This window comes from Stenotrophomonas sp. STEN035 (assembly GCF_056759935.1).
Genome location: NZ_JBRRDY010000002.1, coordinates 61,214 through 72,964, shown reverse-complemented (window position 1 = coordinate 72,964; position 11,751 = coordinate 61,214). Strand labels below are relative to the sequence as shown.

9 protein-coding genes are annotated in these 11,751 nt (G+C 64.1%); 6 read left to right on the top strand and 3 right to left on the bottom strand.

Translation table 11 applies throughout. From position 1 onward, the window contains the following. From ACVOLL_RS01360 to ACVOLL_RS01350, 3 genes are read right to left on the bottom strand one after another with little or no spacing between them, the layout of a single operon-like run. On the bottom strand, positions 1-1,122 hold the full coding sequence (locus ACVOLL_RS01360; protein ID WP_481511228.1) for an ABC transporter permease: 1,122 nt from the start codon (positions 1,120-1,122) through the stop codon (positions 1-3). Beyond that, positions 1,122-2,882: an ATP-binding cassette domain-containing protein gene (locus ACVOLL_RS01355; RefSeq protein WP_481511227.1), complete on the bottom strand. Its 1,761-nt coding sequence runs from the start codon at positions 2,880-2,882 to the stop codon at positions 1,122-1,124. The genes ACVOLL_RS01360 and ACVOLL_RS01355 overlap by 1 nt, the downstream gene beginning before the upstream one ends. Next, entirely contained in the window at positions 2,882-3,877 is a 996-nt protein-coding gene (locus ACVOLL_RS01350) for an HlyD family secretion protein (protein ID WP_481511226.1), read from the bottom strand. Before ACVOLL_RS01350 ends, ACVOLL_RS01355 begins: the two co-directional genes overlap by 1 nt. Before the next feature lie 110 nt (positions 3,878-3,987). Here ACVOLL_RS01350 and ACVOLL_RS01345 point away from each other — a divergent pair, with 110 nt between their 5' ends. From ACVOLL_RS01345 to flhA, 6 genes are all read left to right on the top strand, one after another. Continuing rightward, entirely contained in the window at positions 3,988-4,674 is a 687-nt protein-coding gene (locus ACVOLL_RS01345) for a TetR/AcrR family transcriptional regulator (RefSeq protein ID WP_481511225.1), read from the top strand. Positions 4,675-4,825: 151 nt separating this feature from the next. Next, positions 4,826-5,095 (top strand): flagellar biosynthetic protein FliQ, encoded by a 270-nt coding sequence (locus ACVOLL_RS01340; protein ID WP_481511224.1) that lies wholly within the window; start codon positions 4,826-4,828, stop codon positions 5,093-5,095. Positions 5,096-5,099: 4 nt separating this feature from the next. Then, the gene (gene fliR / locus ACVOLL_RS01335) at positions 5,100-5,891 is read left to right on the top strand and encodes a flagellar biosynthetic protein FliR (RefSeq protein WP_481511223.1); all 792 of its coding nucleotides are present in this window, start codon (positions 5,100-5,102) and stop codon (positions 5,889-5,891) included. Positions 5,892-6,060: 169 nt separating this feature from the next. Then, positions 6,061-8,181, top strand: coding sequence for a putative bifunctional diguanylate cyclase/phosphodiesterase (locus ACVOLL_RS01330; RefSeq protein WP_481511222.1), 2,121 nt, complete (start codon positions 6,061-6,063; stop codon positions 8,179-8,181). Positions 8,182-8,409: 228 nt separating this feature from the next. After that, positions 8,410-9,540 (top strand): flagellar biosynthesis protein FlhB, encoded by a 1,131-nt coding sequence (flhB, locus tag ACVOLL_RS01325; protein WP_481511221.1) that lies wholly within the window; start codon positions 8,410-8,412, stop codon positions 9,538-9,540. After that, the gene (flhA, locus tag ACVOLL_RS01320) at positions 9,537-11,645 is read left to right on the top strand and encodes a flagellar biosynthesis protein FlhA (RefSeq protein ID WP_481511220.1); all 2,109 of its coding nucleotides are present in this window, start codon (positions 9,537-9,539) and stop codon (positions 11,643-11,645) included. Before flhB ends, flhA begins: the two co-directional genes overlap by 4 nt. The last annotated feature ends 106 nt before the right edge of the window (positions 11,646-11,751 follow it).

Genomic DNA, 11,751 nt, shown 5'->3' with positions numbered 1-11,751 from the left:
CTACACCAGCCTTTTGCGCAGCTTGGAACGGGTGGCCGCAAACAGCAGCAGCGCATACAGCAGCAGGATCGCGGATTTCTGCAGGAGCAACGGCCAGTTATCACCGGTCAGGAACAGCGACTTGATCAGGCCCATGAAGTGCGTGGCAGGCAGCAGCTGGCTGATCACCTGCACCGCGACCGGCATGTTGCGCAGGTCGAATACGAAGCCGGACAGCATCATCGCCGGCATGAAACTGGTCAGCAGTGCCACCTGGCTGGCCTGGAACTGATTGCGGGTTACCGCCGATATGAACAAACCCAGCAACAACGACACAGTCAGGTAAAGCAGCGAGCTGATCACGATCGCCAGCAACGAACCGCGCATCGGCACCTCGAACAGGAAGCGCGCAGTCAGCAGGCAGATCGCCAGGTTGATTGCACCGATGCCCAGATAGGGAAGCAGCTTTGCCAGCACCAGCTCGGTCGGCCGCATCGGCGTGACGAACAGTGCTTCCAAGGTGCCGCGCTCCCATTCGCGTGCGACCAATAGCGAGGTCAGGAAGGCGCCAATCAGGGTCATCACCAGAACGATCAGCCCCGGCACCAGATACCAGGTACTGGTGCTTGCCTCGTTGAACCACATGCGCTGGATCACATTGACTCCGCCACCCGCATTGCTGCTGCCTTGCCGATCCATCGTGGTTTGCAACTGCGTCGCCAAGGCACCGCCCACATAGCCTTCCAAGGTCCGCGCGGTATTGGCATCCACACCGTTGAGTATCAGCTGCACCTGCGCATTGCCCTCCGCCCTGCGTCTGCTGAAATCCACCGGCACATGCACGATGCCGCCAACCTTGCCTTGCCGCATCAGGGCCACCGCGACAGTCATGTCACCGACCTGCACCGGGGCCAGATACGGCGAGCCCTGCAGCCCGGCGACCAGCGACTGCGTTGTCGGCGAGCGCTCATCCAGCACCACTGCGACCGGTGCATGGCGGACATCGAACGACAGCCCGTAACCAAACAGCAGGATCAAGGCCGCCGGCAACAACAGTCCCACCGCAAGGCTGCTGCGTTCACGCAGCATCTGTCGGGTCTCCTTGCGCACCAACGCCGATAAGCGGGGCAGGAAACCGGACATCACGCAGCCCTGCCACCGGCAGCGGCACTGCGCTGCGCACGGCCCTGCTCGACGATGCCAATGAAGGCGGCATTCATGTCGATGCCGTCAGCGCCGGCCTGCTCACGCACCTGCTGTGGCGTTCCCAGGGCCAGCAATTCACCTGCGTCCTGGATGGCGATGCGGTCGCAGTACTCCGCCTCCTCCATGAAATGGGTTGTGACAATAATGGTCACGCCCTGCTGCGCCAGCCCGGTGATGGTGCGCCAGAAGGCGCGCCGCGCCAGTGGATCGATGCCGCTGGTCGGCTCATCCAGAAACAGGATTTCTGGCGCATGCAGCAAGCCCACCGCCATTGCCAGCCGCTGTTTATAGCCGGCTGGCAGGTCGCCGCTGCGGGCATCCGCCTGCAGGTCAAAACGGGCAACGGCATCAGCAACACGCTGGCGCAGTTGTGCGCCGCCCAGACCATAAGCGCCACCAAAGAACTCCAGGTTCTCGCGTACCGTCAGGTTGGCGTAGAGGGCGAATTTCTGTGAAACATAGCCAATGCGTGCACGGGCCTGGGCACGAGCGGTGCGCAGATTCAGGCCGGCTACCTCCAGATGCCCGCTACTGGCGGGGAGCAGCCCGCAGAGCATCCGAAACGTGGTGGTTTTGCCGGCACCATTGGGGCCGAGCAGCCCGAAGATCTCGCCACGGTGTACATCGAAGCTGGTACTGGCTACTGCAGTGAAATCACCGAAGCGGCGCACCAGATCGCGTACCACGATGACCGGCGCATCATCCTGCGGGATCGCTATCGGTGCGACCTCCGCCACCGGCAAGGACGCTGGTGACTCCTGCGCGCGCAGCAGCATCATGAAAGCGTCTTCCAACTCCGCCGGTCGCTGGCTTGGCGATTGATCCTGCAGCAACCCAGCGATTTCCGACGGTGCTACGCCGGGCTGCAGGATGAAGCGCACCGACCCGGCACGCGGCACCGCATCCAGCACGTGGCGGCTATCGTCGATCAGCTGCGCCTGCAGATCGCGCGGCTGCAGCGGCGGCGCTGGCGCTACCGCCCAGGTCAGGCCCTGCGCCTTGCCGGTCAGCGCGGCTGGATTGCCCTGCGCCAGCAAGCGCCCTTGATGCAGCACGAAGATCTGCTCACAACGCTCGGCTTCGTCCATATAGGCGGTGCTGACCAGCACGCTGAGCTGCTCCTCCTGCACCAGCTGCTGGATGATCTTCCACAATTCGCGCCGCGACAGCGGGTCCACGCCAACACTGGGCTCGTCCAGCAGCAACAGCTGCGGTGAACGCACCAAGGTACAGGCCAGGCCCAGCTTCTGCTTCATTCCGCCTGACAATTTGCCGGCCGGGCGCTGCTTGAATGCAGCCAGGTCGGTCATCTGCAGCAGGCGTTCAAAGCGCGCATGGCGCTCCTCCGCTGGCACACCATGCAGATCCGCGTACAGGTCCAGGTTCTCCTGCACGCTCAGGTCCTCATACAGGCCAAAGCGCTGCGGCATGTAGCTGATGCGATCCTGCACCTGTTGCGGCTGCCGCGCCACGTCATGGCCCAGCACCTGCAACTGGCCGCCATCGGCCGGCAGCAAGCCAGCGACCATGCGCAGAAAGGTGGTCTTGCCGGCGCCATCCGGTCCAACCAGCGCGGTCAGCTCGCCCTTGCGCACGCTCAGGGAAATCCCGGCCAGCGCCTCCAGTTGCCCGCCACCGGCGGCTGGAAAACACTTGCGCAACTCGACCGCGACAACCGTGGCAGCCGCCGTTTCCATCAGCGCGCCGCCTGCAGCCGCACGCTTACCGGCTGGCCGAGGCGCAGCTGATCCTGTGGATCCTCGACCACCACACGCACCTCATAGACCAGGCTGGTGCGCAGTTCTTCGGTCTGTACCGATTTCGGAGTGAACTCGGCGACGGACGAAATGAAGCCGACCTTGCCCGCCACCGGTTTGTCGGGATGGCTGTCACTGGTCACCTGCGCCAGCTGGCCACTGCGGATGCGACCAAGCTCGGTCTCGCTGGCAAATACCCGCACCCACTTGGGCTGGGTCAACGCCAGCGCGAACGCCGCGCGTTGCGGACCAGCCATGTCGCCGACCTCCACCAGCCGCGAGCGCACCACCGCCGCCACCGGAGCGGTGAGCTGGCCTTGCGCGATCTGGTGTTGCAGCAAAGCGAGCTGCGCATCGGCAGCCTGCAGCTGTGCTTCGGCTGCGGCGATGTCTTCCTTGCGTGGCCCCTGCTGCACCAGCACCAACGCCTGTTGCTGCAGTTCAACCGTCGCTGCCGCCACTTTCGCCACGCTGCGTGCACGGTCCATTTCCTGTGCACTTACACCGCGCCCGTTGGTGGCGTGGGCTACGCCCTGCAGCCGCTGCAGGTCCTGCGTCGCGCGTGCCGCATCGGCCTGCGCTGCAGCCAGCTGGCTTCTGGCCTGCACGACTTCCTGGGGCCGCGCGCCGTTGTGCAGCCGCGCCACTGTCTGCCGCTGGGTCTCGATCTGTGCCTTGGCTTGATCGGCCTGCAGTTGCAAGGTGCGGGTATCAAGCGTGGCCAGCACATCGCCGGCCTTGACCTTGTCACCCTCCTCCACCCGAACTTCCTGCACCCGGCCACTGCCATCGAAGGCGAGCGACACCTGGCGGATGTCCACATTGCCCTGCAACTGCAGACCATCGCCAGCCGGCTTATCCCGGCTACTCCACCACCAAAGCAGCGCACTCAACAACGCAACGACGGCCACCACGACAAGGATGGGCTTCTTCATCAGGACGCTTCCGCAAGCTGGGCTGGATCTGCCGAACAGCCTAATTCAAATTAAATTTAATTTAAAGTAGTGCCGTTCGGAACGATGAAGCAGGCTAAACTTGCCACGCAATGAGCATCCAGAAAACCTCCCTGCGCGGACCACGTACCGATGGCGAAGCCACCCGCGCCCGCTTGCTGGAAGCAGCCGGCCAGCTGTTCTCGCAGCAGGGCTTCGCCGAAACCACCAGCAAGGCTGTCGCCCAGCTGGCCGCTGCCGATCTGGCGTCCATCAATTACCACTTCGGCAGCCGCAACGGTCTTTACCAGGCGGTGCTGCTGGAAGCGCACCGGCAATTGCTCGATCTGGACGACCTGCAGCGGATCGCCGGCAGCGCGCTGAGCGCGGAACAGCGCTTGCACGAACTACTGGCTGGTCTTGTCCAGCGCGCGCAACAACCCGAGGCCTGGGCGCCACGCGTGCTGGCCCGCGAACTGCTTGCGCCCTCCTCACACCTGCAGGTGCTGATGGAAGAAGCCGTTCCGCCAAAGATGATGGCGGTAGCGCAGATCCTCAGTGAGATATCCGGCATTCCATCCAACGAGCCGGCCCTGCTGCGCTGCCTGCTCAGCGTTGCCGCGCCCTGCATGATGTTGATCGTGATCGGGCGCGGTGTGCCGGGCCCGTTGCAGATGGTGGTGCAAGGCCCATCGCAGGCCCTGCTGGCGCACCTGCATCGCTTTGCGATTGCGGGCCTGCAGGCGGTTGGCGAGGATTACCGCAGTAATCCTGCAGCTGTGAATGTGGGAGCGGTGTAAGCCGCGAAGCCGGGATTGTGTGGCCATTGATACAGATTCGATCTGGTAGACCATCAGCTTCGCGGCTTACGCCGCTCCCACAAAAGCACGCCGCCGCCCCGCCAAAAACCCGCCGCCAGCACTCTGGCATCGCTCTTGCATCTGCTCCGGCATGAGTCCCGAACTTGCCCTTACCGAACTCCGCGGCGGCCTGGTTGCCACCTTGTGGATCGCCGGCCCACTGTTGCTTGTCGTACTGGTCGTCGGCGTGGTGATCGGCGTGATCCAGGCTGCCACCCAGATCAACGAGCCGACCATCGCCTTTGTCGCCAAGGCTGCCGCGCTGACCGCAGCGCTGTTTGCGCTGGGCAGCCTGCTGCTTGGTCATCTGGTCGAGTTCACCATCTTGTTGTTCCAGCGCATTCCGCATCTGATCGGCTAGCGTCATGGATTCGGTCACCCAGACTGTCATCGACGGCCAGCAGGCCTTTGCCATCATCGGCAATACCCTGTGGATCATGCTGCGCATCGGCGCGATGCTGATGGCCATGCCGATGGTCGGCACCCGCGCGGTTCCGGCGCGGGTACGCGCACTGCTGGCAGTAGCCCTGTCGGTTGCGCTTGCGCCCGTTTTGCCACCGGTGCCGATCTTCAACGGCTTTGACTCGATCACCGTGCTCAGCATCCTGCGCGAAGTAGCAGTGGGAGTAAGCATCGGCTTCCTGCTGCGGCTGATCTTCGAAGCCGGCGCCATGGCAGGTGAAATGATCGCGCAGAGTACCGGCCTGGCCTTCGCACAGATGGCCGACCCGATGCGTGGCGGCAGCTCCGGCGTGATCGGGCAATGGTTCTACCTGATGTTCGGCCTGCTGTTTTTCACCAGCAACGGCCATCTGGCGCTGATCTCGCTGCTGGTCGACAGCTACAAGGCCTTGCCCATCGGCACGGCCCTACCCGATCCGCATGCAGTTGCCGCACTGGTGCCGACCCTGGCCTTGCAGATCTTCCGCGGCGCACTGTCTCTGGCACTGCCGCTGGTGGTGGCGATGCTGGCAATCAATCTGGCCTTTGGCGTCCTTTCCCGTGCAGCGCCAGCGCTCAATCCCATGCAGCTTGGCCTGCCGGTTGCCTTGCTGCTTGGCCTGTCGCTGCTCACCTTGCTGGCCGGGGAAATGGGGCCGCCGGTACAGCGCCTGTTCGACACCGCCTTTGATACGGCGCGGCAAGTAACAATGTGACGCCCTACACAGCTCACGTTTTTGGATTTCACATTACCTGAAGGCCCTCTTGCCGGTTCCCCTATACCGGCGGATAGTCCGGGTACAGCATGGACCGCAGGGGAATGCGGAACCACGTACGACATCTCGCTTTCGCGACCGCGGCGCGACTACCTTAGGGAGAGGTTTGATGCTCGTTGGCAGCTACAACCCGTTGTTCGTCGTGCTGTCGATCCTGGTGGCAATCCTGGCCTCGTTCACGGCGCTGGACATGGCCTCACGGGTATCCGCCTCACAACCACGTCGCGCTGCCGCCCGCTGGCTGTTGGCCGGCGGTGTGGCCATGGGCGCGGGCATCTGGTCGATGCACTTTGTCGGCATGCTGGCCTTCCGCCTGCCAATCCCGCTGGGCTACGACCTGTGGCTGACCGTGGAATCGTTCCTGGTCGCGGTTGCCGCCTCGATTTTTGCGCTGTGGCTGGTTTCCCGACCAACCCTGCCGCACCTGCGCCTGGCATTGGGCGCATTGCTGATGGGCCTGGGCATCGCCTGGATGCACTACGTCGGCATGTCCGCGCTGAAGATGAGCCCGGAGATCGACTACGACCGCGTCTGGTTTGTACTTTCGATCGTGATCGCGGTCGGTGCTTCGTGGAGCGCGTTGTACATCGCGTTCCGCCTTCGCACCGTCGAGCACGCGCTACCGCCGCGATTGATCGCGGCCGCGGTGATGGGCCTGGCCATCGTCGGCATGCACTACACCGGCATGGCAGCGGCACGCTTCCCAGCCAACTCCGTCTGCACGGCGGCCACCACCGGCGGCGTCCCCACCGAATGGCTGGCCGCCTGCGTGGTGTTGCTGACCGTCGGCGTGATGGGCGTGGTGCTGACCATTTCCCTGTTCGAGCAGCGCATGCAGGCGCGCTTGCTGCATCTGCGCAATTCCATGCTGTCGGCCTCGCTGGACGATGCCCGCAAGGAGTTGTTCCATGCCAGCCAGCACGACTCGCTCACCCGCCTGCCCAACCGCCAGCTTTCGCATGAGCGTATCGAACAACTGTTGCAGGGCGGCCAGCCATTCGCGGTGATGTCCATCGACCTGGATGGCTTCCGCCATATCAATGGCGCGTTTGGCTCGCAGACCGGCGATGCCGCCCTGGTCGATATCGGCGAACGCCTGCGCCAACTGCTACCGGCCGACGACCTGGTCGGCCGCCTGGGTGGCGACCAGTTCGTGATCGCCAGCCAGCCCAGGCAATCCGAAGAACTCGGCTCGCTGGCAGACCGCATCATTCTCGCCGTCAATTCGGTACGGGTGAGCGGGCGCGAACTACGGATCACCGCCAGCCTGGGTATCGTCCAGCACTTGCCGGCTGGAACCACCGCCGCGCAACTGATCGCCATGGCCGAGACCGCCATGGCCTATGCCAGGCAGAGTGGGCGAAACACCCACGCGGTGTTCGCCGACTGGATGAACGACAACGTCGAGCAGGATCGGCGCCTGCTGGAAGACCTGCGCAAGGCCTTGGGCACCCCGCAGCTGTCACTGCACTACCAACCGCGGGTACACGCCAACAGCGGCCGCATCAGCGGCGCCGAGGCGCTGATCCGCTGGCGCCATCCCGAGCACGGCTATGTCCCGGCCGAGCGCATCATCCGGCTTACCGAGCAGAGCGGCCTGATGGACGTGATCGGCAACTGGGTATTGGACGAGGCTTGCCGGCAGATGCGTAGCTGGCAGGACGCTGGCAACGCCCAGTGGCGGGTCGCGGTCAACCTGTCAGGCCGCCAGCTGGGCTCGCCGAAATTGATTGAAGACGTGCGTGCCGCGTTGGAGCGCAACGATCTTGAGCCTTCACGACTGATACTTGAGATCAGCGAAGGTGCAGTGATGCGTGACACCGACAACGCCATTTCCGTACTACGCAGCGTCGCTGCACTGGGCGTTGGCATATCGATTGATGATTTCGGCATCGGCGTGTCCAGCCTGCTGCACCTGAAGCGCCTTCCCGCCACCGAGATCAAGATCGACCGCGCCTTTGTGCTGGCGCTGGAGGAAAGCGACGAGGACGTGGTGATCGTCTCGGCCATCGTCGCGCTGGGTCACGCGCTCAACATGGAAATCGTCGCCGAGGGCATCGAGACCCAGGGGCAGCGCTCCTATGTAGAACGACTGGGCTGCGACCATCTGCAAGGTTATCTGTTGGGCCGCCCGGTCAGCGCGGAGAACTTCATGCGCCTGCATGGCGGCGACGCACAGCATGCGGCATTGGAAGCACGGCTGGCTTCGTTCCAGCCCAGCCCGGAGTAACACCGTAGTGCCGAGCCATGCTCGGCAGAGGCTTTACAAGCAATCTCACTGTAGTGCCGAGCCATGCTCGGCAGAGGCTTTACAAGCAATCCCACTGTAGTGCCGAGCCATGCTCGGCAAGGGACGTTACCGGTGATGGCTCATGCCGAGCATGGCTCGGCACTACCAAAGCCCATTTTGGAATGATTTTTGCACGACCTTGGAAGAACCCTTCTTCCATGCCGAGCAATGTCCGAGAACGAACAGGCCGGGGAAAAAACCGAACTCCCCACCGAAAAACGCCTGCGCGAAGCCCGCGAGCAAGGCAATATCCCGCGCTCACGTGAGCTGGCGACCGCCGCGGTGTTCGTCGCCGCGGTGTTGGCGCTATACGCCATGGGCGGCTCCATGGGCAGCTCGGCCCGGCAATGGATGAAGGCCGCGCTGTCGCCTGAAGTCGGCCTGCTGGATACCCCGAACGCCTTGTTCGGCCACGCCGGTTGGATGCTGCTCAAGCTGATGCTGGCCTTCAGCCCCTTGCTGCTGATTTGCCTGGCCGCCGGCATGATCGCGCCGGTGATGATGGGCGGGCTGGGCTTTTCCAACAAGGCGATGACGCCGGATCTGAAGCGTATGAACCCGCTGACCGGGATAAAGCGCTTGGTCGGCGCCGAAGCCTTGGCCGAGCTGGTCAAGTCGATGCTGCGTGTGGCTTTTGTCGGCACCGCTGCCGGCCTGTGCATCTGGCACGGCGCCGATGCCCTGCGCGGCCTGCTGCATCTGCCACTGGAAGCCGCCATCGGCCGCGGCCTGGCCTTCACCCTCAAACTGCTGCTGGCCACGGCTGGCGCCATGGCCCTGCTCGCCGCCATCGACGCGCCGTACCAGAAGTGGAACTGGCTGCGGAAGCTGAAGATGACCCGCGAAGAGCTGCGCCGCGAAATGAAGGAAAGCGAGGGCAGCCCCGAGGTCAAGGGCCGCATCCGGCAGATGCAGATGCAGCTGTCACAGCGTCGGATGATGGAAGCAGTACCTACGGCCGACGTAGTGCTGGTCAACCCCACCCACTACGCGGTCGCCCTCAAATACGAAAGCGGGCGCATGAATGCCCCCACCGTGGTCGCCCGCGGCGTCGACGAACTGGCCCTGCGCATCCGTCAGGTTGCCGACGGCAACAAGGTCACCGTCGTCTCGTCGCCGCCTTTGGCACGCGCCTTGTATCGGGAAAGCCAACTCGGCAAGGAAATCCCCGTGAGACTGTATTCGGCTGTCGCCCTGGTCCTGTCCTACGTCTACCAGCTGCGCCAATGGCGTACCGGCCCGATGCCACAGATGGCATCCATCGATATTGATGAGTTCGGCAAGGGAGAAGCCCGATGAGCAGCCAGACTTCAGGCTTCTCAGCACGCCGCGTGCTCGACATGCTGCGCCATGGGCTGGGCGCACCGTTGATCGTGCTGGCCTTGCTGGCAATGGTGGTGGTGCCACTGGCCGCACCGGTGCTGGATGCCCTGTTCACCCTCAACATCGCCATCTCGATGCTGGTGCTGCTGGCAGTGGTGTACGTGAAGCGGCCGCTGGACTTCACCATCTTCCCGATCGTGCTGCTGGTCACCACCATGCTGCGGTTGGCGCTGAACGTGGCCTCGACCCGCGTCATCCTGCTCAATGGCCAGGACGGCCACGAAGCCGCCGGCAAGGTGATCGCCGCATTCGGCGAGTTCGTCATCGGCGGCAACTACGCGGTCGGCATCGTGGTCTTCGCGATCCTGACCATCATCAACTTCGTGGTCATCACCAAGGGTGCCGGACGTGTGTCGGAAGTGACCGCGCGCTTCATCCTGGATGCCATGCCCGGCAAGCAGATGGCGATCGATGCCGATCTCAACGCCGGTTTGCTGACGCGTGAGGAAGCCAAGCTGCGCCGCGAAGAAGTCCGCGAGGAAGCCGATTTCTACGGTGCAATGGACGGTGCCAGCAAGTTCATCCGCGGCGACGCCATCGCCGGCATCCTGATTCTTTTCATCAACATGCTCGGCGGACTGGCCGTTGGTGTACTGCAGCACGGCATGCCATTCGGCGACGCAGCGGCCACCTATACGCTGCTGTCGATCGGTGACGGCCTGGTGGCGCAGCTGCCGGCCCTGCTGGTTTCCAGCGCCGTGGCCATGCTGGTCACCCGCGCCTCGCGTTCGCAGGATATGAGCGAAGCGATGATGGGCCAGGTGTTCGGCCAGTACCGTGCACTGGCCATCACCGCCGGCATCATCGGCCTGGTGGGCCTGGTGCCTGGCATGCCGAACCTGGCCTTCCTCAGCCTGGCCGCGATCCTGGGTTTCATTGCCTGGAAACTGTGGAAGCGCGAGACCAGTGCTGCCGCCAAGACCTCCGCCAGTGACACCAGCGCCAACGAAGGCGGCTTGAACGCGCTCGGCCAGCCGCAGCCAGCACCGACCGCCGAACTGACCTGGGACGAACTGCGCCCGGTTGATCCACTGGGCCTGGAAGTCGGCTACCGGCTGATTCCGCTGGTCGACAAGGCCCAGGGCGGCGAATTGATGACGCGTATCAAGGGCGTGCGCCGCAAGCTCACCCAGGATCTGGGTTTCCTGATTCCGCCGGTGCATATCCGCGACAATCTGGAACTGCCGGCCACCCACTACCGCCTGCTGATCCACGGCGTGCCAGTCAGCACCGCCGACATCCATCCGGATCGCGAACTGGCACTGGACCCGGGCAGCGCCATGGGCACGCTGGAAGGCATTGCCGGCAAGGACCCTGCGTTCGGCCTGGACGCCACCTGGATCCAGCCGCATCAGCGCGCCCATGCCGAGTCGCTGGGTTACACGGTGGTCGATCCGGCCACCGTGGTCGCCACCCACCTGTCGCACTTGATCCGCGAACACGCGCCGGAACTGCTCGGCCATGAAGAAGTCCAGCAGCTGCTGGCAACCCTGGCCAAGAGCGCGCCCAAGCTGGCCGAAGACCTCTCGCCCAAGGCGCTGCCACTGTCCACTGTGGCGCGGGTATTGCAGAACCTGCTGGTCGAACGCATCCCGATCCGCCAGCTGCGCAAGATCGCCGAAGCGCTGGTCGAAGCCGCACCGCTCACCCAGGACGCCGCCGCGCTTACCGCCTCGGTCCGCAATGCACTGGGCCGCTTCATCGTGCAGGAAATCGCCGGCTCCTCGCCGGAGCTGCCGGTGTTCACCCTCAACCCGCAATTGGAACGCGTCTTGCAGGAGTCAACACAAGGCAATGGCGCCGCACTGGAACCTGGTCTCGCCGAACGCCTCCATCAAAGCCTTGCCGATTGCGTCGGCAAGCAGGAGGCCCGCAACGAGCCGGCTGTAGTGCTGGTACCGGCCCCGGTCCGCGCCGCGCTGGCGCGCCTGGTTCGCCACAGCGTTCCCTCGCTGTCGGTCCTGGCCTACAGCGAAGTGCCGGAAGACAAACGCCTGAAACTGGTCGGCACGATCAGCTGAGGCAGCCCGAAAGCCGACACCGTCAGCAATGCCGGTGACGGAAACCAGACACCTGCTGCACCGCACCCATTCCGCAAGAAGGAGCCCGCCACGCCATGTTCGACAT